At 69.5% G+C, this 24,034-nt stretch carries 20 protein-coding genes and 1 riboswitch; of the genes, 5 read left to right on the top strand and 15 right to left on the bottom strand.

Going from position 1 to position 24,034, the window contains the following annotated elements:
- Window positions 1-2 precede the first annotated feature (2 nt).
- From ACXJJ3_RS05795 to ACXJJ3_RS05810, 4 genes are all read right to left on the bottom strand, one after another.
- On the bottom strand, window positions 3-2,420 hold the full coding sequence (locus ACXJJ3_RS05795) for a DNA translocase FtsK 4TM domain-containing protein (RefSeq protein WP_458168903.1): 2,418 nt from the start codon (window positions 2,418-2,420) through the stop codon (window positions 3-5).
- 271 nt (window positions 2,421-2,691) lie between these two features.
- Complete coding sequence (locus tag ACXJJ3_RS05800) at window positions 2,692-3,423, bottom strand: DUF4184 family protein (RefSeq protein WP_458171861.1); 732 nt, start codon at window positions 3,421-3,423, stop codon at window positions 2,692-2,694.
- A 56-nt stretch (window positions 3,424-3,479) separates the two neighbouring features.
- Window positions 3,480-5,573 carry a DUF6351 family protein gene (locus ACXJJ3_RS05805; protein ID WP_458168904.1) on the bottom strand — a complete coding sequence of 698 codons (2,094 nt, stop codon included), beginning with the start codon at window positions 5,571-5,573 and terminating at the stop codon, window positions 3,480-3,482.
- 74 nt (window positions 5,574-5,647) lie between these two features.
- Window positions 5,648-6,163, bottom strand: a complete 516-nt coding sequence (locus ACXJJ3_RS05810) for a DinB family protein (protein ID WP_458168905.1) — start codon at window positions 6,161-6,163, stop codon at window positions 5,648-5,650.
- Between the two features lie 96 nt (window positions 6,164-6,259).
- A riboswitch (SAM riboswitch) is annotated at window positions 6,260-6,373 on the top strand.
- Window positions 6,374-6,389: 16 nt separating this feature from the next.
- Here ACXJJ3_RS05810 and ACXJJ3_RS05815 point away from each other — a divergent pair.
- The gene (locus tag ACXJJ3_RS05815; RefSeq protein WP_458168906.1) at window positions 6,390-7,754 is read left to right on the top strand and encodes an aminotransferase class V-fold PLP-dependent enzyme; all 1,365 of its coding nucleotides are present in this window, start codon (window positions 6,390-6,392) and stop codon (window positions 7,752-7,754) included.
- 6 nt (window positions 7,755-7,760) lie between these two features.
- On the opposite strand, the gene ACXJJ3_RS05820 is transcribed toward ACXJJ3_RS05815, so the two are convergent.
- On the bottom strand, window positions 7,761-9,809 hold the full coding sequence (locus ACXJJ3_RS05820; RefSeq protein WP_458168907.1) for a prolyl oligopeptidase family serine peptidase: 2,049 nt from the start codon (window positions 9,807-9,809) through the stop codon (window positions 7,761-7,763).
- An 88-nt stretch (window positions 9,810-9,897) separates the two neighbouring features.
- Entirely contained in the window at window positions 9,898-11,418 is a 1,521-nt protein-coding gene (locus ACXJJ3_RS05825) for an alkaline phosphatase D family protein (RefSeq protein ID WP_458168908.1), read from the bottom strand.
- A gap of 109 nt (window positions 11,419-11,527) precedes the next feature.
- On the opposite strand from ACXJJ3_RS05825, the gene ACXJJ3_RS05830 reads away from it, so the two are divergent.
- Together ACXJJ3_RS05830 and ACXJJ3_RS05835 are read left to right on the top strand one after the other, a co-directional pair.
- Complete coding sequence (locus ACXJJ3_RS05830; protein ID WP_458168909.1) at window positions 11,528-12,592, top strand: fatty acid desaturase family protein; 1,065 nt, start codon at window positions 11,528-11,530, stop codon at window positions 12,590-12,592.
- Between the two features lie 15 nt (window positions 12,593-12,607).
- A complete protein-coding gene (locus ACXJJ3_RS05835; RefSeq protein ID WP_458168910.1) occupies window positions 12,608-13,459 on the top strand; it encodes a hypothetical protein in 852 nt (283 codons plus the stop codon).
- Here the strand turns inward: ACXJJ3_RS05835 and ACXJJ3_RS05840 are convergent.
- From ACXJJ3_RS05840 to dapA, 3 genes are read right to left on the bottom strand one after another with little or no spacing between them, the layout of a single operon-like run.
- Window positions 13,413-14,444 carry a LacI family DNA-binding transcriptional regulator gene (locus ACXJJ3_RS05840; RefSeq protein ID WP_458168911.1) on the bottom strand — a complete coding sequence of 344 codons (1,032 nt, stop codon included), beginning with the start codon at window positions 14,442-14,444 and terminating at the stop codon, window positions 13,413-13,415. The two genes, ACXJJ3_RS05835 and ACXJJ3_RS05840, sit on opposite strands and share 47 nt — an antisense overlap.
- A 37-nt stretch (window positions 14,445-14,481) precedes the next feature.
- A complete protein-coding gene (locus ACXJJ3_RS05845; RefSeq protein ID WP_458168912.1) occupies window positions 14,482-16,176 on the bottom strand; it encodes a ribonuclease J in 1,695 nt (564 codons plus the stop codon).
- Complete coding sequence (dapA, locus tag ACXJJ3_RS05850; RefSeq protein WP_458168913.1) at window positions 16,173-17,087, bottom strand: 4-hydroxy-tetrahydrodipicolinate synthase; 915 nt, start codon at window positions 17,085-17,087, stop codon at window positions 16,173-16,175. Before dapA ends, ACXJJ3_RS05845 begins: the two co-directional genes overlap by 4 nt.
- 228 nt (window positions 17,088-17,315) lie before the next feature.
- Here dapA and ACXJJ3_RS05855 point away from each other — a divergent pair, with 228 nt between their 5' ends.
- Window positions 17,316-17,822, top strand: coding sequence for a hypothetical protein (locus tag ACXJJ3_RS05855; protein ID WP_458168914.1), 507 nt, complete (start codon window positions 17,316-17,318; stop codon window positions 17,820-17,822).
- Here the strand turns inward: ACXJJ3_RS05855 and ACXJJ3_RS05860 are convergent.
- Window positions 17,813-18,628, bottom strand: a complete 816-nt coding sequence (locus tag ACXJJ3_RS05860; protein WP_458168915.1) for a metal-dependent hydrolase — start codon at window positions 18,626-18,628, stop codon at window positions 17,813-17,815. The genes ACXJJ3_RS05855 and ACXJJ3_RS05860 overlap by 10 nt on opposite strands.
- 223 nt (window positions 18,629-18,851) lie before the next feature.
- On the opposite strand from ACXJJ3_RS05860, the gene argG reads away from it, so the two are divergent.
- On the top strand, window positions 18,852-20,285 hold the full coding sequence (argG, locus tag ACXJJ3_RS05865; RefSeq protein WP_458168916.1) for an argininosuccinate synthase: 1,434 nt from the start codon (window positions 18,852-18,854) through the stop codon (window positions 20,283-20,285).
- Between the two features lie 250 nt (window positions 20,286-20,535).
- Here the strand turns inward: argG and paaE are convergent, their stop codons facing one another.
- The 5 genes from paaE to paaA are packed head-to-tail and all read right to left on the bottom strand — an operon-like array spanning window position 20,536 to window position 24,027.
- The gene (gene paaE, locus ACXJJ3_RS05870) at window positions 20,536-21,621 is read right to left on the bottom strand and encodes a 1,2-phenylacetyl-CoA epoxidase subunit PaaE (protein ID WP_458168917.1); all 1,086 of its coding nucleotides are present in this window, start codon (window positions 21,619-21,621) and stop codon (window positions 20,536-20,538) included.
- A 27-nt stretch (window positions 21,622-21,648) separates the two neighbouring features.
- Window positions 21,649-22,116: a 1,2-phenylacetyl-CoA epoxidase subunit PaaD gene (paaD, locus tag ACXJJ3_RS05875; RefSeq protein ID WP_458168918.1), complete on the bottom strand. Its 468-nt coding sequence runs from the start codon at window positions 22,114-22,116 to the stop codon at window positions 21,649-21,651.
- Window positions 22,110-22,844, bottom strand: coding sequence for a 1,2-phenylacetyl-CoA epoxidase subunit PaaC (gene paaC, locus ACXJJ3_RS05880; RefSeq protein WP_458168919.1), 735 nt, complete (start codon window positions 22,842-22,844; stop codon window positions 22,110-22,112). The genes paaD and paaC overlap by 7 nt, the downstream gene beginning before the upstream one ends.
- The gene (gene paaB / locus ACXJJ3_RS05885; RefSeq protein ID WP_458168920.1) at window positions 22,841-23,119 is read right to left on the bottom strand and encodes a 1,2-phenylacetyl-CoA epoxidase subunit PaaB; all 279 of its coding nucleotides are present in this window, start codon (window positions 23,117-23,119) and stop codon (window positions 22,841-22,843) included. The genes paaC and paaB overlap by 4 nt, the downstream gene beginning before the upstream one ends.
- Window positions 23,116-24,027, bottom strand: coding sequence for a 1,2-phenylacetyl-CoA epoxidase subunit PaaA (gene paaA, locus ACXJJ3_RS05890; protein ID WP_458168921.1), 912 nt, complete (start codon window positions 24,025-24,027; stop codon window positions 23,116-23,118). The genes paaB and paaA overlap by 4 nt, the downstream gene beginning before the upstream one ends.
- Window positions 24,028-24,034 lie beyond the last annotated feature (7 nt).

Raw genomic sequence — 24,034 nt, forward strand, 5'->3', positions numbered from 1 at the left:
TCTCACTCTCCTCGGAGGGTGCTGATGAAGTCCTCTAGATCGTCGGGTTTGACCAGGACGTCCCTGGCCTTCGAACCTTCGCTGGGGCCGACGACGCCGCGGCTTTCCAGGATGTCCATCAGCCGGCCGGCCTTGGCGAAACCGACGCGGAGCTTACGCTGCAGCATCGACGTGGAGCCGAACTGGGTGGAAACGATCAGTTCGGCCGCCTGCACGACCAGGTCGAGGTCGTCGCCGATCTCGTCGTCCAGGTCCTTGCTCGGGCCCGGCGCCGCGGTGACGTCCTCGCGGTACGTCGGCTGCAGCTGCTCCTTGCAGTGCTCGACGACGACGTGGATCTCGTTCTCGGTGACCCAGGCGCCCTGGATCCGCATCGGCTTGCTCGCGCCCATCGGCAGGAACAGGCCGTCACCCTGACCGACCAGCTTCTCCGCGCCGGGCTGGTCGAGGATGACCCGGCTGTCGGCCAGCGACGAGGTCGCGAACGCCAGCCGGGACGGCACGTTGGCCTTGATCAGACCGGTGACGACGTCCACCGAGGGCCGCTGGGTGGCGAGCACCAGGTGGATACCTGCGGCCCGGGCCAGCTGGGTGATCCGGACGATCGAGTCCTCGACGTCGCGCGGCGCGACCATCATCAGGTCGGCGAGCTCGTCGACGATCACCAGCAGGTACGGGTACGGCGACAGCACGCGCTCGGACCCGGGCGGGGGCTTCACCTTGCCGGCCCGGACCGCCTTGTTGAAGTCGTCGACGTGCCGGAACCCGAACGCGGCGAGGTCGTCGTACCGCATGTCCATCTCGCGGACGACCCACTGCAGCGCCTCGGCGGCCTTCTTGGCGTTGGTGATGATCGGCGTGATCAGGTGCGGGATGCCCTCGTAGTTGTTCAGCTCGACCCGTTTCGGGTCGACGAGGATCATCCGCACCTCGTCGGGCGTGGCCCGCATCAGGATCGAGGTGATCAGCGAGTTCACGAACGACGACTTGCCGGATCCGGTCGCACCGGCGACCAGCAGGTGCGGCATCTTCGCCATGTTCGCGACCACGAAGCCGCCTTCGACGTCCTTGCCGAGGCCGGCCACCATCGGGTGGTGGTCGTTGCGCGCGGTCGCGGACCGGATCACGTCGCCGAGGCTGACGGTCTCCTTGTCGGTGTTCGGGATCTCGATGCCGATCGCGGACTTGCCCGGGATCGGCGACAGGATCCGGACGTCGGCCGACGCCACCGCGTACGCGATGTTCTTCGACAGCGCGGTGACCTTCTCGACCTTGACCGCGGCGCCGAGCTCGACCTCGTACCGGGTGACCGTCGGGCCGCGGGTGTAGCCGGTGACCTGGGCGTCGATGCCGAACTGCTCGAACACCTCGGTGAGCCGGTCGACGACCTGGTCGGACGCCTTGGTCCGGGCCTTGTGCACCGAGCCGGGGCTGAGCATCTGCCCGTCCGGCAGCGTGTACGTGATGTCGCCGGACAGGCTGAGCTGCTCGACGCGCTGCGGTAGCGGGGTGTGCGGCGGCGGCTCGAGCGCCGCCGGGGGCTCCGGGCTCGCCGCGGCCGGCGCCTCGAACACGGGCTCGGAGGGCGGCTCGAAGGCGGGGCTCTCGTCGTACGGCTCTTCCTCGGCCGGCTTGGCCTTCGTCTTGCGGCCGCGCTTCGGCTCGTCCTTCAGGATCGGCGAGTCGTACGGCTTGACCGTCGGGTCGCCGTCCTCTTCCTCGAGCTCGGCCTTCGCGCGGCGCTGCTTGCGGGTCAGCCGGACGGTGTCGTCGGTCGGCGCGGCCTGGACGGACGGCGCGTCCGCGGGCAGCTCGGTGCGGCCCATCAGTACGTCGAACGCCGCCCGGAACCGCAGCGGGATCGCGTACACCGGGGTCCCGGTGACGACCAGTGCGCCGAAGATCGACAGCAGCACCAGCAGCGGCGCGGCGACGTACTGCGTGAGCAGGTCGGACAGGAACGACGAGATGAAGTACCCGATCGCGCCGCCGGCGTCCCGGAGCGGGCCGTCGGCGGGGTTGTTCGGCCGGGGCAGGCCGTTCGCGATGTGGATCAGGCCCAGTACGCCGAGGCAGATCGCCGTCCAGCCGATCACCTGGCGGCCGGCCGGGCCGTTGCGGTCCGGGTGCCGCAGCGTGCGGACCGCGATGACGACCAGCATCAGCGGCAGGGCCCAGCCGAGCATGCCGATGCTGCCGCCGACGACCGTCCGGACGCCGTTGCCGACCGATCCGGGCAGGTCCCACCAGATCGCGGCGGCGACGACCATCGCGAGGCCGATCAGGAACAGCCCGGCGCCGTCGCGGCGGTGCTCCGGTTCCAGGTCGCGGGCGCTGTGACCGATCCCCCGCACCATGCTGCCGAGCAGGTGCGCGATGCCGATCCAGACCTTGATCACTCCACGACCGAGAGCGAGCATGGCGGCCGCGAACGGGCCCGGTCCGCTGTTCTTGGGCGTGCTGGTCCGCGCGGCAGAGGTTCCACCGCGTTTCGAACTCTGCCCACGCTTCTGGGCGCCTGACGGACGGGGGCGTCCACCAGCGGCCGAACGGGCCGTGCTCGGCCGTTTGGCTGCTGACTTCTGCGCCCGCGCCGGGGAAGACGTGCGGGTCGCCATATTCCTCAGGCTACCCCGACTACCCCACGAGTCCCACGTGTCACACGCCGATCACACGGTCCCATCCGTAGCATCACGACGGACGGGCGAGGTGGCGGAGCCGGCCCAGGTGCCACAGGACGACGTACCAGCCGAGGGCGGCCAGGCCGCCGTACACGAGGCCGGAGAGCACCACGCGGACGGCGGTCTCCCCTGCCAGGCCGCCGTCGACCCGGCTGAGCTCGACGACCGCGCCGACCACCGCGAACAGCACGAGCGCTCCGAGTACGACGTACCGCACCCAAGCCGGCAGCTTGTCACGCGCGGTGACCGTGGCAGGGGTACGCCGGTACCAGCGGTACAGCCAGATCGCGAGGATCAGGCAGCCGGCGAGCGTACTCACGTACTGCAGCGGCCGGTTGATGTCGCCGAAGACGCCCGGGTACCGGCGGACGAAGTACCCGTCGCCGTGCGTGAAGGAGTCCCACACGACATGGGTCAACGCGCCGACAACAGCGGACAGCACCGTCCAAAGCAGGACCTTGACCCCAGGAACACGCAACGAAGAGACAGGTAGCCGCGCAGCCAACGCAGGCGGCGCCAGTGCGATCAAAGGCCGCTTTAGGACGACGTTGAACACCAGGACGAGCAGCAACGCCAGCAACGGGTCCAGCCAGAACGCCGACGTGAACTTATGCGTCAGTGTCAGCGTGAAGTTCCCATTGATGTACTGCGTGGCGACCCGGTAGATCGCGCCGACGTACAGCAGGTCGGGTGCCACCGCACCGGCCACCAGCGCCGACGCCACGAAGGGCCGCCGGACCAGCGGAGGACAGCTGCGGGGTGGGCCAGAGTGAAGGGCACACCCCGCAGCCTATTGGGTCAGAACGTCGGCCAACTGCTCGCCAGTGGCTGCTGCCCGACGCCCGGCGCCTTCCAGTTGCAGACACCGTTCGGGAACGTCTGCCGCAGCGTCTTCCACTGCACAGAGGTCAACTTGACCTTGTAGTCGGATTTGTTCAGCGGTTCGAGCCGGCACTTGATGATGTCGTTGGCAACAGCCGCACCGGCAACCTGCCGCGGCGCCGGCCAGGCCGGGTAGAAGGTGTTGCACCTGGTCGTGCCGATCCCGTCCACCTGGGTCTCGACGATCTTCTGGTTCGTCGGGCTCCAGCACGCGTCGGTGAGCGCGGCGGGCTTGTTGCGCATCAGCTTCGCGTGCGGAGAGCCCGGCCCGTGGTCCGCGTCCACCGCGTCCATCCAGCGGTCCAGCGAGGCGAGTGCGTCGGTCAGCACCGGGTTCGTCGTACTGAAGCCGCCCGGGGCGTCGCCTGCCTGGACGAGCATGATCTGGTTGCCGGCGTCACCGTTCGCCTTGCGCAGCCGTTCGCGGAGCGAGAACGAGTGGAAGAGCAGGTGGATGTCGCCGTTCGGCTGCTCGTCCCAGTACTGCCGGTAGTCGATGATCGGCGTACTGGCCAGTCCCCCGCCGCCGTTGATCAGCTGCCCGGTGCGGTACGCCGTACTGATCGCCTGCGGGTCCGCGACGGTACGGGCCGGGACGAAGTTGGCGTCGGTGTCGAAACCGCCGACCGCCTTGTTCAGGTCGAGGAACTGGGCGACCGAGATCTTGCCCGCATTCAGGGCGTCCAGGCCGTACTGGATCCCCACGTTGTCGAGCGGCCGCCGGGCGGCGCCCGTACGAGGGTCCTTGCCCCAGACGTTCACCTGGTGGTCGTAGACGTCGCAGCGGACGCCGGCCGGATTCTTCACCGGGTCGTACCGGTCCGCGACCGGTAGTTGCGCAGGGCAATAGACCCGCGGGTCGATCCGGCGGCCGGCACCAGCCAGGTTCGCGATCGTGCCGACCTTGCCGAAGCCCGCGGCGGCCCGTTTCTGCTCGTCGGTCCAGCCGGTCGCGTTCTGGAAGTAGTGGTCGAGCAGCAGCGCGTCCGTGATCGTGTGCAGCGTCGCGAACCCGACCTCCGGGAACACGCACGACGCCACGATCCCGTCCAGCAGCCCCGGGTAGTCCTCGGCGATCTGGAACACCTGGTACGAGCCGCCGGAGCACCCCCATCCGATGGTCTGACGCGGTACGCCGATCGTCTCCAGGATGTGCTCCCGCGTCATCGACATGGTCTCGGCGGCGAGCACCCCGTTGCAGTTGATCCCGAACACGTTGAGGCTCGACGACGCCACGGCGTACCCCTGCCCGAGCAGTACGTCGTCGTTGATGCCGCCCGTGCCGCTCCCCTGCTGGTACCACCCGCCGGGGCAGCCGCCGCCGAACGTGTAGACCAGCCGGCCGTTCCACCCGCTCGGCGCCTTCACGACGCTCGGCTCACCGCCCGCGGGGTCGTTGAGTACGGCGTACTCGTAGATCGACCGGTTGATGACGCCGGTCTCGACGCGGACGATGTACGGCACCGTGCGGCCGTCGGACGTGGTCGTCGTCGCCAGGTCGGCCGGATGCGTCGCCGGCAGCACCTTGAGCGAGCGGTCGGCCGTGGAGCGGTACAGATAGTCGACGCGGGTCGGGACCGTGCAGTTCGCGTCGGACGGCGGGCCGAGCTTCACCTTGGCGAGCGTGACGAAGTCCGCCGTACCGCAGAAGTACGGCGTCTCGTGCGGGCCGGCCAGGAGCGGCCCGCTGCGTGGGTGGTTCGTGATCACCAGCCGCGACGCGGCGGCGGTCACCGTGTTGGAACCGTTCGTGAGGCCTTGGACGACGCCGATCAGGCGGTCCTGCTGACGGGTGAACGCGCTACTGACGTCCTTCCCGTTCAGCCGGATCTTCAGGTCGTCCAGGTGCCGCCCGGTGATCCCGAGCAGCACGTTGCCGTCGCTCACCATGTCGGCGCGCGGCGTGGACAGGACCTCGATCCGTACGTCGGAGGCCGCACTGGCGGGGGTCACCAGGACGGCGGCGAACATCGCAGTCAGAAGGGCAACGAGGGCGGCTGGTCGCTTCATGTGATGAGTCGATCACAGCAGTTCCGGTGCCGGAAGAGTTCGTGGTAATCGGTTTCCGGCCGGAGTGGACCACTTCAGGCGCCGGTGGTCCCGTCCAGCTGCTCGCGGACCAGGTCGGCGTGCCCGCAGTGCCGCGCGTACTCGCCGATCAGGTGGATGTAGATCATCCGCAGCGTCGACTCGGTCCCGCCGAACGTGAACCGGTCGTCGAGCGAGCGCCCGGCCGCGGCCTCGTCGGACAGCTTCCACTCCGCGATCAGCCCGTCGTACGCCGCCTGCGCCTCGGCCGGGTCGATCCGCTCGAAGTCCGCGTCCTTGCCGAGCTCGGGCGTGAACAGCGGCGCGGCCGGGTCGTCGGCGAAGTGGATCCGGAACCAGATCCGCTCGACCTTCGTGAGGTGCCGGATCAGCCCGAGCAGCGAGAGGTTCGACGGCGGCGAGGGCCGCTCGGCGAGCTGTACAGCGGTCAGCCCGGCGCATTTCATCAGCAAGGTGCTGCGGTAGAAGCCCAGATATCCTTGCAGCAGTTCGCGTTCCGGTGCCGTCAGCGAGCCGTCCGGCCGCTCGACCGCAGGGGCAGTCCAGGTCATCGCCATCCTCACGTCGTCCCACGATGTGTTCACGTATCTCATCACATGAGATACGTACTGGCGGCGAACGTGTCCCGTTCGTTACCGTTCTCGGCAGGTCATGAGTGTCAGCGACAAGCCCCGGCTCGCTGGCCGGCAACCCTCCTCCGCGGTGGGGTGCCCCGGGTGAAGACCAGGCCGTGCGGATACCCCGTTCGGCAAGCGCGGACTTCCTGGGAGCAGATCCATGTCGATCCTGTCGATTCTCGAGCCGGCCGGCAGCACCGCCCCGCGTCCGAGCAGCGCCCGGCGGCTCACCGGCAACATCCCTGCCACCGTCGGCTCGGACCTGCTGGTCCCGCTGGCCGACGGCCGGGTCACCGACTACGCGAACTTCGACCACGGGGCGAGCGCGCCGTGTCTGGAGTCCGTCCGGGCCAGCGTCGAGGCCGCGCTCCCGTCGTACGCCTCGGTGCACCGTGGCAACGGGTACGCCTCACGGATCACCACCCAGTGGTACGAGCGGGCCCGCGCCGAGGTGCACGCCTTCGTCGGCGCCCGGACCGACGACCAGGTGATCTTCACCCGCCAGACCACCGACGCGCTCAACCTCCTCGCACACGCCGTCCCGCAGGACGCGACCGTGATCGTGTTCGAGTCCGAGCACCACGCCGCGCTGCTCCCCTGGCCGGCCGAGCGCACCGTCCGGCTCAAGGCGCCGGCCGGTCAGGCCGAGGCCGTGTCGAACGTCGCCGACGCGCTCCGGCAGGCGCCCGAGGGACCGCGCCTGGTCGTGGTCACCGGCGCCTCGAACGTGACCGGCGAGATCTTCCCGATCGCCGAAATCGCCAAGGTGGCCAAGGCCCACGGCGCCCGGGTCTGCCTGGACGCCGCGCAGCTCGCGCCGCACCGCGTGGTCGACATCGCCGCGCTCGACGTCGACTGGGTCGTGCTGTCCGGCCACAAGCTGTACGCCCCGTACGGCGCCGGCGCCCTGATCGGCCGCTCCGACTGGCTCGACGCCGCCGACCCGTACCTCTACGGCGGCGGCGCGACCCACGCCGTCACCAGCGACACCGTCGTCTGGTCGACCGGCCCGGCGCGCCACGAGGGCGGGTCCCCGAACGTCATCGGCGCGATCGCGCTGGCGAGCGCCTGCGCCGCGCTCACCAGGCACCGCGACGCCATCGAGCAGCACGAGCGCAGCCTGCTGGCCCGGCTGCGGACCGGTCTCGCCCAGATCGAGGGCGTCACGACGTACTCGATCTTCGGCGAGGAGGCGGACCGGGTCGGCACCGTCTGCTTCACGGTCGAGGGCCTGACCTCGACGTTGGTGTCCGCGGCCCTGAGCGCGGAGTACGGCATCGGTGTCCGGGACGGCAAGTTCTGCGCGCACCCGCTGGTCGGTCACCTGCTCGCGAATTCTCCCGAGCACGGTACGGCGGTCCGCGCCAGCCTCGGCCTCGGGACCACCCGGGAGCACGTGGACCGGCTCGTCAACGCCGTCCGCACGCTGGCCACGACCGGCCCGCGCACGGAGTACGCGGAGAGCGCGCACGGCTGTCAGCCGGCCGACGATCCCCGCGACCTCCACGCACCGCGGATCTGGTAGCCCCTCCTACTGCTCAGGAGGTACGAGACCTACATGGTGAGCAGCGAACGCCAGTAGGTCCGCCCACTCCGACGCGACCATCGCGGCAGGCTTACCGAAGCCGTGGCCGGTGTTGACCTCTACGCGAGTCAACACCGGCTGCGGACCGGACTGGGCGTGCTGCACCGCGGCGATGAACTTGTGGCTGTGCAGCGGCACTACGCGGTCGTCGTGATCACCCGTGACCACCAACGTCGCCGGGTACGCCGTACCGTCGCTGACGCGGTGCAGTGGCGAGTAGGCCAGCAGGTCCTCGAACTGCTCCGGGTCGGTCGGCAGGCCGTAGTCGGACGCCCAGGCCGCCCCAACCGTGAACAGGTGGAACCGCAGCATGTCCAGCACGCCCACACCGGGCAGTGCGACCGCGAACAGGTCCGGCCGCTGGGTCATGACCGCGCCGACGAGTAGACCGCCGTTGCTGCGGCCGTGGATCGCCAGCTGCGCCGGTGTGGTCACTCCGGTGTCCCGCAGGTCCTCTGCGACCGCGATGAAGTCGTCGAACACGTTCTGCTTGTTCTTGAGCCGTCCCGCGTCGTGCCACTCGCTCCCGTACTCACCGCCGCCACGGAGGTTCGCGATGACCAGTACGCCGCCGGCCGCGAGCCATGCGGGCCAGCCGGGACGGTAGTCGGCCTGGATCGGGATGCGGAACCCGCCATACCCCCACATGAGGGTCGGGCGCGGCTCGTCGAAGCCCAGGTCCGACCTGCTGATCAGGAAGTACGGGACGGGCCCGTTGCGACGCGTCACGGTGACCTGGGGCGGCGTGTAGCCGTCAGTACCGCGCACCAGCTCCGGCAGCGCCCGTACGTCGCCTGTGCCGGTGTGCACGAGGTACGACAGCGTCGGGTCGGTCGTCGTGGACAGGCCGATGAACAGCTCGTCGTACTTCGGGCCTGCGTTGAAGCCGACCACTCCCCCGCCCGGTACGTCGACAACGCGCGCGTCGGACCCGTCCAGCGCGTACAACGTCAGCACCGACTGGGCGTCGGCCAACGTGAGTGTTGCGAGACCGTCCGCCGTAGCGCGCACCGCCTGCAGCGTGGAGTCGCTTTCCGGGATGAGGTCGGTGAACTCGCCGGCGAGGTCCGACAGCACCACCCGCCCGCGGGGCGCGTCCCGGTCGGTCCGCAGTACCAGATCGTCGCCGGACATCCGGACGAACGCGATCTCGTCGGTGAACTCGTCTACGACCTTCACCGGCTCGCCCAGCCCGTCACCGGTGATCGAGTACACCCAGAGCCGCGTGCTCGGGTCCGTGCCCTCGGTGATGTGCACGACGAGGTACCTGTCGTCGTCGGACACCTCCGGCATCAGGAAGTACCTGTCGTTGCCGGGGAAGCTCAGGACGAGCTCGTCGTCCGACTGCGGCGTACCGACGCGGTGCAGCATCAGCCGGCCGCCGGACAGGGACGTGGTCTCCGTACCTTCGCTCCGCCCGCTGGTCGGGTAATGCAGGTACAGGTACGCCGAGCTGTCCGGGAGCCAGGTCGCCTCGCTGAACTTGGCCTCCGCCACCAGGTCGTCCACGGGCGCACCGGTGGCGATGTCGAGCAGCCGGAACGTCGTCCAGTCGCTACCGCTCTCGTTGATGCCGTACGCGAAGTACTTGCCGTCAGGGCTGACCGTGAACGTCCCCAACGAGTCCGTGCCGTCCGCGGACAGCGTGTTCGGGTCGATCAGCACCCGGCCGCCGGACAGCAGCTCGTCCAGCGATTCGGCCACGTAGATCACGTCCTGCGCCTGCGTGCCGTCGTTCCGGCCGACGAAGTACCAGCCGGACTTCTTCGCGGGCACGCCGGCGCGTGGGCGCGCGAGGATCGCGGCCATCGTGCGCTGGAACCACGCACGCTCCGGGTAGCCCGACAGCTCGGCCTCCGTGAAGGCGTTCTGCCGGGTGACCCAGTCCTGGGTCTCAGGCGAGTCAGGGTCTTCCAGCCAGCGGTAAGGATCGGCGATCTGGTGCCCGTGCAACGTCTCGACCACGTCGTCGCGGCGGCTCTCCGGGTAGGTCATGGCGACCAACTTACGTCGTACTCACCGGCTCCGGTGGGCGGCATCCCGCACAGGCGCCGGAGCCCGGTGAGTACGACGGGCCCGGACCTCAGGCCGGATTGATGTCCTTGCTCCACAGCACCGTGCCGAACAGGTTCCGCAGCGACACCGAGAAGACCCCGGTCCGCGGGTCGATCCGGGTGTGGCCGAAGAACTGGTTACCGCTGGCCGGCGACTGGCTCGGGAAGTCGGCCGCCTTGACGAAGACCGCCTCCGGGCCGAACGTCGGGTCGAGCTGGTTCGGGCCGAAGACGCCCGCGTTGATCGGCCCGGCCACGATCTCCCAGAACGGGTCGAAGTCGGTGAACGCCGCCCGCGCCGGGTCGTAGTGGTGCGCGGCCGCGTAGTGCACGTCCGCGGTCAGCCAGATCGCGTTCCGTACCTTGCGCTTCTTGAACTGGCTCAGCACCCAGGCGATCTCGTGCTCGCGGCCGCCCGGCGCACCCGGCAGCCCGTTCGCGACCGCCTCGATCAGGTCGCCGTCCGGGACCAGCAGGCCGATCGGCATGTCGCTGGCGATCACCTTCCAGGTCGCGCGGGACGCCGCCACCTCACGGACCAGCCAGGCGGCCTGCTCGGCGCCGAGCATCGCGACCGGCCCGGCCGTCGACGGCACCGGGTTCGCGCCGCGGTACGTGCGCATGTCGAGGCAGAACACGTCGAGCAGCGGGCCGTGGCTCACCTTGCGGTAGATCCGGTCCCGGCCCGCGACGTGCTCCATCGGCAGGTACTCCAGGAACGCCTTCTTCGCCCGCGCCGCGAGTACGTCGACGCGCCGCTCGACGTACCGGGAGTCGTCCAGGATCTCGCCCGGGTACCAGTTGTTCAGCGTCTCGTGGTCGTCCCACTGCGCGACCAGCGGTACGTCGGCGTACAGGTCGCGGACGTTGCCGTCGAACAGGTTGTACTTGTACCGGCCGCGGTACTCGGCCAGCGTCTCGGCGACCTTCGAGACCTCCTCGGTCACCACGTTCTTCCAGACGGTGCCGTCGGCAACCTTCAGCTCGGCCTGGATCGGGCCGTCGGCGTAGATGTTGTCGCCGGAGTGCAGGAAGAAGTCAGGCCGGGTGTCGTGCATGGCCTTGTACGCGACCATCCCGCCGAGCTCGGGGTTGATGCCGTACCCCTGGCCGGCGGTGTCGCCGGTGAACACGAACGACACCGGGCGGTTGCGGCCCGGCGTACTGAACGATCCGTCGAGCGTCTCGCCGATCCGGCCGTGCGCGTCCTCGAAACCGATCCGGTAGTCGTAGCGCTGCCCCGCGCGCAGGCCGCGCAACGGCAGCCGGGCGGTGAAGTCGTCTCCTCCGTCGGTCTTCGGCCCGCGGAGGCTGATCGCCCGGTCGAACCGTCCCTGACTGGTCAGCTGCACGACCATCCGGCCGGGCCGGTCGGTGCGCGACCAGACGACCGCCGAGTTCGGCGTGACGTCGGCGCTGGCGATCCCGGAAGGCAGCGCGGCACGGTCCCGGCGGACGAGGTTCGGGGCAGCAGACGCCACACCCGGTACGGCGAGGGACGCGCCGGCGGCGGTAGTGGCGGCGAGGAGCTGGCGGCGGCTCAGTTTCATGACCCGAAGGTGCGCTCCAGGAGTGACCGCCAGGTGACAGCCTGGCTAACTCGACGGCAAATCGCCCAGCAAGGCGGTCCCGCTTGGAACACGATGCCATGATGAGCGCGTGCCAGCGCAGCAGTACGTCAGCCTCTACACCGACCTCCTCCAGACCGTCCGGGACCTCGGTCTGCTCCGGCGGCGGCAGGGCTACTACGTGACCAAGCTGAGCATCGTGCTCGGCGCGTTGCTCGTGATCGTCGCGGGCATGGTGCTGATCGGCAACTCGTGGCACCAGCTCTGGCTCGCCGGCGCGCTCGCGCTCGTGCTGGTGCAGGTCGCGTTCCTCAGCCACGACAGCGCCCATCGGCAGATCTTCGACTCCAACGCCTGGAACGACTGGGCGGCGCGGATCCTGGCCGGCGGCGTCCTCGGGATGAGCGTCAGCTGGTGGCGCACCAAGCACAACAAGCACCACGCCGCCCCGAACCAGGCCGACCGCGACCCCGACGTCCAGCTCAAGGCGGTCGCGTTCACGCCGCAGGCGGTCCTCGACCGCGGCCCGGTCGGCCGCTGGTTCGCCGCCCGGCAGGGCTGGCTGTTCTTCCCGCTGCTCACCCTCGAGGGCGTCGGCCTGCACGCGTCCAGCCTGCGGCATTTGCTCCGCCGGGACGCGACCCGCACCGACCGCTTCGACGCCGCGATCGTCCTGGCCCGGATCACGGCGTACGTCGTCGCGCTGTATCTGCTGCTTCCGCCCGGGAAGGCTACCGCGTTCCTCGGTCTGCAACTGGCGGTGTTCGGGGTCTGTCTCGGCGCCGCGTTCGCGCCGAACCACAAGGGCATGCCGATCGTGCCGGCCGGGACCAGGCTCGACTTCCTCCGCCGGCAGGTGCTGATGTCGCGCAACATCCGCGGCGGCATCCTCACCGACCTCGCGATGGGCGGGCTCAACTACCAGATCGAGCACCATCTGTTCCCGAGCATGCCGCGGCCGTCGCTGCGGCGGGTCCAGCCGATCGTGCGCGAGTACTGCGAACTCCACGGCATCGCGTACGCCGAGGTCGGCCTGTTCACGTCGTACGGGATCGTCGTCAAGTACCTGAACGACGTCGGCCTGCACGCCCGCGACCCGTTCGACTGCCCGCTGGCGGCCGAGCTCAGATCAACCCGTGGGCCGAATCTCGTCTGATCTACGCTAGCCCCCATGTGGTGGGGTCTGGCGGGCGCGTTGGCGGCGGCGGTTGCGTACGGATTGGCGTCGATCCTGCAGGCCTCGGCCGCGGACAGCTCGCGGGACGCCAGCGCCGCGAACGTCGTACTCAAGCCGCGGTTCGTGCTCGGGATGAGCCTCGACGCGGTCGGGTTCGGCGTCCAGGTCGCGGCGCTCCAGGTGCTGCCGCTGTTCGTCGTGCAGTCGGCGCTGGCGGCCAGTCTGGCCGTGACCGCGGTCGCCGCGCGGGTGCTCGGCGTACGGCTCGGACGGCGGGAGTGGCTCGCGGTCGGCGGCGTCTGCGTGGGGCTCGCCTTGCTCGGGCTGTCGGCGGGCAAAGAGGGCAACCCGGCCGTCGGGCATGGTTTCCGGCTGGCTCTGGGCCTTGCCGTCGTGGTGCTCGCGCTGGCGTGGGCGTCGATGCGGCTGGTCCCGCGGCGGCTGCACGGGCCGGCGCTCGGGCTGATCGCCGGCCTCGGGTTCGGGATCGTCGCGATCTCGGCCCGGATCATCCCCAGCCTGGCGCCGCTGCACCTGATCAAGGAACCCGCCGCCTACACAGCGGTCGCCGGTGGTGCGTTGGCGATGCTCTGCTACGCGTCGGCGCTGCAGCGCGGCGGCGTCACGACGGCCACCGCGATGCTGGTCGTCGGCGAGACGGTCTTCCCCGCGCTCGTCGGGCTCCTGCTGCTCGGCGATCACGCGCGGCACGGCTACGCGGTCGTGGCCGGTTGCGGGTTCGTCCTCGCCGTCGCCGCGGCCTTGATGCTGGCCCGGTTCGGCGAACCCGGGCAGGCGGTCAGCGCGCCGGCGGGATCTCCCCCGAGCCGCGAATCGTCAGCTTGACCGGCACCCGCACCGTCCGGCCCGGCCGGTGCGGCTCGGGCAGCCGCTCGGTCATCAGCTGGATCGCGGTCCGCGCCATCACGTCGGCCGACTGCGCGACCGCGGTCAGTCCCGGGCTGAGCAGGTCACCGAGCTGCAGGTCGTCGAACGACACCAGCGCGACCCGGTCCCGTCGGCCGGCCAGACCCCGCAGTACCTCGGCCGTCGTCATGTTGTTTGCCGACAGCAACGCCGTCGCGGGCTCGGCGCGATCCAGCACGGCGGACAGCGTGATGCCGATGCCCTCGGTGGTCGGCTCGGACAGGTGCACCAGGTCCTCGTCGACGTCGATCCGGTGCCGGGCCATCGCCGCCCGGTACGCGACCACGCGCTCGCGGGCGGTGAAGATCCGCTCGTCGTCGCCGAGGTACGCGATCCGCCGGTGGCCCTGCCGGACCAGGTGGTCGATCGCCTGGTCGATCCCGCCCGCGTTGTCGGCGAGGACAGCGTCCGCCTCGATACCGTGCGCCGGCCGGTCGATCGTGACCACGGCCATCCCGGCGTCGACGTGCGGCGCCAGGTAGTCCTGGGTCTCGCCGATCGGCGCCATGATCAGCGCATCGGGGCGCCGGGCAACGAACTCCAGGCAGACGTCCCGCTCCCGCTCCGGATCCTCGTCGGTCAGCCCGATCATCACCACCGAGCCGGACGAGCGGGCCCACAGCTCGACCGCGCGGCCGAGCGAGGCGAAGAACGGGTCGCCGATGTCGCGGATCACCACCGCGATCGTCCCGGTCCGGCCGCGGCGCAGCATCCGGGCCGACTCGTTCGGGGTGTAGTTCAGCTCCTTGATCGCCGCCTGCACCTTGGCGGTCAGCTCCGGGCTGACGTTCGGCTCCTCGTTCACCACCCGGGACACGGTCTTCAACGCGACCCCGGCCCGGGCGGCGACCTCCTTCATCGTGGGCCGGCGCTGGCCCGTCCCGTTCACCCCGCTGCCACTCATCGCCGGCCCACCCTTCGTCTAGTCCGCCCAGACGTTACTAGCTTTCGACGACGACCGGAATGATCATCGGGCGGCGGCGGTGGGTGTCACTGACCCACTTGCCGACCACCCGGCGGATCACCTGCTGCAGCTGGTACATGTCGTCCACGCCGCCGCCGATCGCCTTCTCGATCTCGGCCTCGATCCGCGGCTTCAGGTCGTCGAACACGGTGTCGTCCTCGGCGAACCCGCGGGCCTGGATCTCCGGGCCGGCGGTCAGCTTGCCGGTCACCGAGTCCATCACCGCGATCACCGAGATGAACCCCTCGTCGCCGAGGATCCGGCGGTCCTTCAGCGAGGTCTCGGTGATGTCGCCGACGGTCGAGCCGTCCACGAACACGTACCCGCACTCGACCTTGCCGGCCACCACGGCCTTCCGGTCGATCAGGTCCACCACCACGCCGTCCTCGACCACGACCACGTTCTCCCGCGGTACGCCGGTCTGGATCGCCAGGTCCGCGTTCGCGTGCAGGTGCCGGACCTCGCCGTGCACGGGCATCACGTTCCGCGGCTTCACGATGTTGTAGCAGTACAGCAACTCGCCCGCGCTCGCGTGCCCGGACACGTGCACCAGCGCGTTGCCCTTGTGGATCACGTTCGCACCGTGCCGGATCAGGCCGTTGATCACCCGGTACACCGAGTTCTCGTTGCCCGGGATCAGCGACGACGCCAGTACGACGGTGTCACCCGGCTGCAGGTGGACGACGTTGTGGTCGTTCGCGGCGATCCGGGACAGCGCCGACATCGGCTCGCCCTGCGAACCGGTCGACACCAGCACCACCTGCTCCGGCGGGTAGTCGTCCAGCTCGCGCATGTCGATCAGCGTGTCGCCGGGGACGTTCAGGAACCCGAGGTCGCGGGCGACCCCCATGTTCCGGACCATCGAGCGGCCGACGTACGCGACCTTGCGCTTGTGCTTCACCGCGGCGTCCATCACCTGCTGCACGCGGTGCACGTGGGAGGCGAAACAGGCCACGATGATGCGCTGGTTCTTCGCCTTGGTGAAGACCCGGTCCAGCACCGGCGCGATGTCGCGCTCGTGGGTGGTGAACCCGGGCACCTCGGAGTTGGTGGAGTCGACCATGAACAGGTCGACGCCCTCCTCGCCGAGCCGCGCGAACGCCCGCAGGTCGGTGATCCGGTTGTCCAGCGGCAACTGGTCCATCTTGAAGTCGCCGGTGTGCAGCACGACGCCGGCCGGCGTCTTGATCGCGACTGCGAGCGCGTCCGGGATCGAGTGGTTCACCGCGACGAACTCGCAGACGAACGGCCCGATCTGGAGCTTCTCGCCCTCGACCACGGTCTGCTGCGGCACGTTGCGGTGCCGGTGCTCCTTCAGCTTGCCCTCGAGCAGCGCGAGCGTGAGCTGCGACCCGACGACCGGGATGTCGCCCCGCTCACGCAGCAGGTAGGGCAACCCGCCGATGTGGTCCTCGTGGCCGTGCGTCAGGACGACCGCGACGATGTCGTCCAGCCGGTCCCGGATCGGCTCGAAGTCCGGCAGGATCAGGTCCACGCCGGGCTGGTTCTCGTCCGGGAAGAGTACGCCGCAGTCCACGATCAGCAGCTTGCCGTCGTACTCGAACACGGTCATATTGCGGCCGACCTCGCCGAGGCCGCCGAGCGGGGTGACCCGCAAAGCGCCCGGAGCGAGAGGTCCGGGCGCGTCGAGATCTGGGTGGGGATGGCTCATGCAATCAGTCCTGCCGTCTTGAGGTCAGTGGTGAGCCCGTCGATCTGCTCGGCGGTCGCCTCGACCAGCGGCGCGCGCAGCGTCGCGTGCTCGATGACGCCGGCCAGCTGGAGCGCGGCCTTCACCATGATGGCGCCCTGGGTTCTGGTCATGATCGCCTCGACGGCGGGCACCAGCCGTCGGTCGATCCGTTGTGCAGTGGCGAGGTCGCCGGCCACCACGGCGTCGATCAGCTGCCGGTACTCCCGGCTCGCGACATGGGCTACCACGCTCGCGATCCCGACCGCGCCGATCGCCAGGGAGGCGAGATTCAGCTCGTCGGCACCGCAGTAGTAGAACAGATCGGTGTTCGCCAGCACCTTGGTGGTCCCGGCCAGGTTGCCCTTGGCGTCCTTCACCGCGACGATCCGCGGGTGCTCGGCGAGCGCGATCAGCGTGTCGGTCGTGATCTCCACCCCGGAGCGGGCCGGGATGTCGTACAGCATGTTCGGCAGGCCGGTGGCGTCGGCGACCGCGGTGAAGTGCGCGCGCAGCCCGGCCTGCGGAGGCTTGTTGTAGTACGGCGTGACGACGAGCAGCCCGTCGGCCCCCGCGGCCTCGGCCTGCTTGGCGCACTCGACGGTGTGGGCGGTGTCGTTGGTACCGACCCCGGCGACGAGCTTCGCGCGGCCGCCGACGGCCTCGCGGACCGCCTGGATGATCTGGACCTTCTCCTGGTCCGAGGTGGTGGGCGCCTCACCGGTGGTCCCGTTGAGCACCAGGGCGTCGTTGCCGCCGTCGACGAGGTACGTCGCGACCTTCTGGACGGCGGCCAGGTCGAGGGAGCCGTCGGGCCGGAACGGAGTGATCATCGCGGTCGTCAGACGGCCGAACGGCAACGTCTGCGAGGGCGTGGATGCTGGCGAGGACATAGGCCTCAGATTACCGCTCCCGACCCTGAAGAAATGGGTAGGCCTGGTGGCTGTCCGCTCGGGGGTCCGGGCAGCCACCAGGCTCACTCGTCCTATCGGGCTCACCCCAGTAGTCGTTACAGCTTCCGGCGAAAAAGTCCGGAAAAACTTCTGTGAATACTCTGCGTGTAATTTTGGTTGCTCTCCGTCGAGATTCCGATGGCATTCGGGACCGCTACGCTCTTCCGCGTGTCGACACCTGCTGCCCCTCCCGCCGCCCGGCAGAGCCTGACGATGGTCTGCGCCGCGATCGCCGGCGCGATCCCGATGATCACGCTCGTGCTCTGGTTCGTCCTCGCCGCCGACGGGATCGGGGACTTCCCTGCCGTCTGGGCGCCGATCGCCGTACTGGCCGTCGCGGGCGCGGCGTACGCGTTCTGTGAGCTGGCCGGGTTCCGGACTCCGGCGCTCGAGTACTCCGACCGGCCGGCCGCCGACGTCGAGCGGGCGTCGTGGGCGCGGTTCACCGCGTCGACGTTCACCCGGATCGCGCTGTGCGAGGCGGCGTTCATGGTGTCGGTCGCGCTGGCGTTCGTCGTGCAGAGCTTCTGGGTGGTGCTGATCGGGGCGGTGGCCGCGCTTCCGCTCTTCTTCCTCGAGGCGTGGCCGGGCGAGCGGAACCAGCGCCGGTTCGCGGCGGCGCTGGAGTCCCGCGGGATCCCGTCGTACCTGGTCGGCGGCCGGCTTCAGGACTGACCGGCCAGCCAGACCGACGTCGCGTCGAAGAGGCGCTGCACGACCTCGATACCGCCGGGGAGGAGCAGCACGCCGGCGATCGTGAGGATCGGGACGATCACCGCGTGCTCGAACCAGTGGCCGGTGCTGAAGCGGAGCGGCTTCGGGAGGCGGATCTCGTACCAGGTCTCGCCGCGGATCGGGAGCGGCCAGAGCCACGGGCAGCCGGAACGGGTCAGGCTGTCGCCGAGGCAATGGACGAACATGCCGACCGCCACGGCCGCGCCGATCCAGCCGCCGATCTGGGTGAGGCCCGTTTGTACTGCGTCGGCCGGTCCGACGCCGACGACCGACCAGCCCGCGGCGGCGAGGGCCGCGAGGACGATCCAGTCGCCGAGCGCGTCGGCCGCGAGGACCAGTCCGGTGACGGCGACTGCCAGTACGGCCCACTTGCCGCGGTCACCCAGGCTCGCGGCGAGGAACCCGAGCAACACGGCCGCCACCAGCGTGTGCGTCGCGTGCCGGTGCTTGCCGGTGCCCTCCTCGTCCCGCGGGCCCTTCGTGAGGTTGTAGAGCACGCCGGAGAACGCCCGTACGGCACCCGAAACCAGCCGCGTCACCGGACCCAGCAGCCGGGAGGCGCTCGCACCCGGATGATCCAGGTCGGGCAGCAACGCGTACCCGGCCGTGGCCGCCGCGAACGGCACCACCTCGGCCACCGACGTCAACCCCACCAACGGCGCCACCGCCAACCCGGCACACCACCCCGACAAGGCATGCGACCGCCCCATCATCCCGCGCCTCACTCCCCTCACAGTCCCACCCATCCTCCCCCACAAGCCCCACCAACCCCACCAGCCACGCGGCCACCAGGGTGGCGATCCCCTCAACTGGAGGGTTGCCCCCTGAAAATTCGAGCGGGCAACCCTCCAGCTGAGGGGTTGCCCACCGAGTTGGAGGGTTGGGCGGATGAGCTCAGGTCGGGCTGGGTGTCGAGAGGCGGGGGCGAGGGGCTTTGCATAATCATTCAGGGTGGTGCATACTCTTCCTGTGTCCAAGGTGCTTACTTCTTTGCCGGTCGGTGAGCGGGTCGGGATTGCCTTCTCGGGTGGTCTCGACACGTCGGTTGCGGTTGCGTGGATGCGGGACAAGGGAGCCGTCCCGTGCACGTACACGGCGGATATCGGGCAGTACGACGAGCCCGACATCGCCTCCGTGCCCGAGCGAGCCACGGCGTACGGTGCGGAGATCACCCGGCTGGTCGACTGCCGGGCAGCGCTCGTCGAGGAAGGGCTCGCGGCGCTCGCCTGCGGGGCGTTCCACATCCGCTCCGGCGGCCGGACGTACTTCAACACCACCCCGATCGGCCGCGCCGTGACCGGCACCCTGCTGGTCAAGGCGATGCTCGGCGACAACGTGCAGATCTGGGGCGACGGGTCGACGTTCAAGGGCAACGACATCGAGCGGTTCTACCGCTACGGCCTGCTCGCGAATCCGCAGCTGCGGATCTACAAGCCGTGGCTCGACGCGCAGTTCGTGCACGAGCTCGGCGGCCGGAAGGAGATGTCGGAGTGGCTGGTCGCGCACGGCCTGCCGTACCGCGACTCCACCGAGAAGGCGTACTCCACCGACGCGAACATCTGGGGCGCCACCCACGAGGCGAAGACGCTCGAACACCTCGACACCGGGGTGGAGACCGTCGACCCGATCATGGGCGTGGCGCACTGGGACCCGTCGGTCGTCATCGACACCGAGGACGTCACGATCGGCTTCGACCAGGGCCGGCCGGTGTCGATCAACGGCAAGGAGTTCGGTACGGCGGTCGACCTGGTCCTGGAGGCCAACGCGATCGGCGGCCGGCACGGGCTCGGCATGTCCGACCAGATCGAGAACCGGGTCATCGAGGCGAAGTCGCGCGGCATTTACGAGGCGCCGGGGATGGCGCTGCTGCACGCGGCGTACGAGCGGCTGGTGAACGCGATCCACAACGAGGACACGCTCGCCAGCTACCACACCGAGGGGCGGAAGCTCGGCCGGCTGATGTACGAGGGTCGTTGGCTCGACCCACAGTCGCTGATGCTCCGCGAGTCGCTCCAGCGGTGGGTCGGTACGGCGGTCACCGGCACCGTCACGCTGCGGCTGCGGCGCGGTGAGGACTACTCGATCCTCGACACCACCGGTCCGGCGCTCAGCTACCACCCGGACAAGCTGTCGATGGAGCGGATCGAGGACTCGGCGTTCGGCCCGGTCGACCGGATCGGCCAGCTGACGATGCGGAACCTCGACATCGCCGACTCCCGCGCGAAGCTCGAGCAGTACGCCGGCCTCGGCATGTTCGGCTCCGCGAACGCGGCGCTCGCCTCCTCCACCGACCTGATCGGCGAACTCCCCAAGGGCGGCGCCGAAGCGATCGCCTCCCGCGGCGAGGCCACCGAGGAAGACGAACTCCTCGACCGGGCCGCCATGGAAGCCGGCACCGACTGACGAATTAGCTGACCGGCCGTTAGCCTTCACGGCCGGTCACTCGCTGTGCCCGCGGCCGAGGAGGGGTTCCTCAGCCCTCTCCCCTTCCCGCGGCCTTCCGCGCAGGTGTCCAGCACCGACTGATCTCCTCACCGAGTCCCGACGATCGACTGGGGCCGCCTTCACCGAGTCGTGCCGTTCGGCTCGGGCCGCCTTTACCGAGTCGTGGGATGTGGTCGTGTTTTGGGACCACGTCCCACGACTCGACGGATCAGGCGTCGTAGTCGAGGGTTACGGCGGGGGTGGTGGGGTGGGACTGGCAGGTGAGGACGTAGCCGGCTTGGAGTTCGTCGGGGTCCAGGGCCCAGTTGGTGTCCATGCGGACTTCGCCTTCGAGGACCTTGGCGCGGCAGGTGCCGCAGACGCCGCCCTTGCAGGCGAAGGGGGCGTCGGAGCGTACGGCGAGGGTCGCGTCGAGGACTGCCTTCGAGTGTCGGCCCAGGGAGAACGTGGAACGGCGGCCGTCGAGGATCACGGTTACCTGGGCGGCGTCCTGGTCGGTGATGGCCTCCTCGACGGGGGCTTGCGGGGCCTCGTCGCCGACGTGGAAGAGTTCGGCGTGGACGTGTTCGCGGGCGACACCCTCGGAGAGCAGGAGGTCCTGGGCGCCGACGACCATCGCGTACGGGCCGCACAGGAACCATTCGTCGACGGACCCCAGCGGCAGGATCGTCGCGAACATCCGACGCAGCCGGTCGGTGTCGATCCGGCCGCTGAACAGTTCGGCCTCGGTCGTCTCGCGGGACAGCACGTGGACGAGATGGAAACGCTCGGCGTACCGGTCCTTCAGGTCGGCGAGGTCGTCGGCGAACATCACCGATCCGGCGGTCCGGTTCCCGTACAGCAGCGTGACCCGGCTGTCCGGCTCGACGGACAGAATCGTCGCGACCAGCGACAGGACGGGCGTGATTCCGCTGCCGGCGGCAACGAACGCGTAGTGCTTGGCGTTCGCGGGATCGAGCGTGGTGCCGAACCGGCCGAGCGGGGTCATCACCTCGAGCTGGTCGCCGGGTTTCAGGTCGCGGGCGGCGTACGCCGAGAACTCGCCGCCGGGGATCCGCTTCACGCCGATCCTCAGTACGCCGGACCCGGCGGGCGAGCAGATCGAGTAGCTGCGGCGGACCTCTTCGCCGGTACGGCGGATCGTGAGGTGCTGGCCGGCCGTGAACTCGTACTCGGCGGCCAGCTCCGGCGGCACGGCGAAGGTGATCGCGACCGCGTCGTCGGTGATCGGGTCGACGGCGGCGACCTTCAGGCTGTGGAAGGTGGCGCGGCGGCGCGGGGCGATGGTCGTCATGTCAGATCGCCTTGCTGTGTTTGTTGTTCACAGGGATTTGAAGTGGTCGAAGGGTTCTTTGCAGTCGTTGCAGCGCCAAAGGCTCTTGCAGGACGTGGAGCCGAAGCGGCTGAGCTCCGTCGTGTTCGGCGAGCCACACAACGGGCAGCGGATGCTCAACCGCAGCAGGACAGGCACGGCGTGAGTGGGTGGCGCGATCCCGTAGGCCGTGAGCTTGGCTTTGCCGGATTCGGTCATCCAGTCGGTGGTCCAGGCCGGCGAGAGGACGGTCTCCACCCGGCCGTTGACGTGCAGGGACTGGAGGGTCAGCTCGACCTCGTGGCGGATCAGGTCCATCGCAGGGCAGCCGGAGTACGTCGGAGTGATGGTCACGACGACCTGGTCGGCGTCGTGGTGCAGGCCGCGGAGGACGCCGAGGTCGGCGATCGTGAGGACCGGGATCTCGGGGTCGGTGACCTCGCCGACGGCTTCCAGGATCGCGGCATCGGTCACCATGTCGCACCCGGATGGGATCGCGCGATGTGCTGCAGTTCGGCGAGCAGGTACCCCATGTGCTCGGTATGGCGTCCTTCACGACCACCGCTGTGCTGGTACGACGACGAAGGCCGCTCACAGGTGGACTCGTCGACGACGGCCAGAACCCTTTCGTTCCAGGCGTCCTGCAAACGCGACGGGTCGACGGCGACCGGCAGGCGCTGGACCAAAGGATCCGATGAGAACATCTCAGAGGTGTACGGCCACAACGCGTCCAGAGCGGCCTGCATCCGGCCATGACTCTCGTCGGTGCCGTCACCGAGACGCAGCACCCACTGGGTCGCGTGGTCGACGTGGTACGCGACCTCCTTCACCGCCTTCCCCGCGACCCCCGCCAACGTCTCGTCGGCGCAGGACCGCAGTTCGTCGTACAGCAGCTGCTGGTACGTCGCGAAGTACAGCAGCCGCGCCATCGCGAACGCGAAGTCCCCGTTCGGCAGCTCGCACAGCAGCAGGTTCCGGAACTCGCGCTCGTCCCGGAAGTACGCGAGCTCGTCCTCGGTCCGCCCGGTCAGCGACCCGGCGTACTGCAGCAGCGACCGGGCCTGGCCCAGCTGGTCCAGCCCGATGTTGCCGAGCGCAACGTCTTCCTCGAGCTGCGGCGCTGCCGCGATCCATTCGCCGGTGCGCTGCGCCGCGATCAGCGCGTCGTCACCGAGCCGGAGCGCGTAGTCGGACAGGTCGCTCACAGGTGCTCGACACCTTCCGGGACCTGGTAGAACGTCGGGTGCCGGTAGACCTTGTCGCCGGCCGGGTCGAAGAACTCGTCCTTCTCGTCCGGCGACGACGCGGTGATGTCGGACGCGCGCACGACCCAGATCGACACACCCTCTTGCCGACGTGTGTACACGTCCCGCGCGTTCCGCAATGCCATTGTCGCGTCCGGCGCGTGCAAGCTGCCGACATGCGCGTGCGACAACCCGCGGCGCGAGCGGACGAAGACCTCCCACAGTGGCTCGATCATGCGGCGCGAGCCTCCTTCTTGGCCGCATAAGCAGCAGCCGCCTCCCGAACCCACGCACCGTCCTCGTGCGCCTTCACCCGGCGGGAGAGCCGCTGCTCGTTGCACGGACCGTTGCCCTTGACAACTTCGTACAGCTCCGCGTAGTCCGGCTCGGTGAACCGGTAGTGCCCGTCCTCGTACACCAGCCCGTCGTCCGGGACGCGGAGACCGAGTACGTCGGCCTGCGGAACGGTCATGTCCACGAACCGCTGCCGCAGCTCGTCGTTGCTGTGCCGCTTGATCCCCCACGCCATCGACTGCTCCGAGTGCGTGGACGCCGAGTCCGGCGGGCCGAACATCATCAGCGACGGCCACCACCAGCGGTCCAGCGCGTCCTGCGCCATCGCCTTCTGCCCGGGCGTCCCGTTGCACAGCGTGTGCAGGATCTCGAACCCCTGCCGCTGGTGGAACGACTCCTCCTTGCAGACCCGCACCATCGCCCGCGCGTACGGCCCGTACGAGCAACGGCACAGTGGGACCTGGTTGACGATCGCGGCGCCGTCCACCAGCCAGCCGATCGCGCCGATGTCGGCCCAGGTCAGCGTCGGGTAGTTGAAGATGCTGGAGTACTTCTGCTTCCCGGCGTGCAGCAGGTCGAGCAGGTCCGCGCGGTCCACGCCGAGGGTCTCGGCGGCGGCGTACAGGTAGAGACCGTGGCCGGCCTCGTCCTGCACCTTGGCCATCAGGATCGCCTTGCGGCGCAGCGACGGCGCCCGGCTGATCCAGTTGCCCTCGGGCTGCATGCCGATGATCTCGGAGTGCGCGTGCTGCGCGATCTGCCGGATCAGGGTCTTGCGGTACCCCTCCGGCATCGCGTCCCGCGGCTCGATCCGGCCGTCGGCGTCGATGGTCGCCTGGAAGCTGTCCATACCCCCA

It is taken from the genome of Kribbella sp. WER1 (assembly GCF_054189145.1).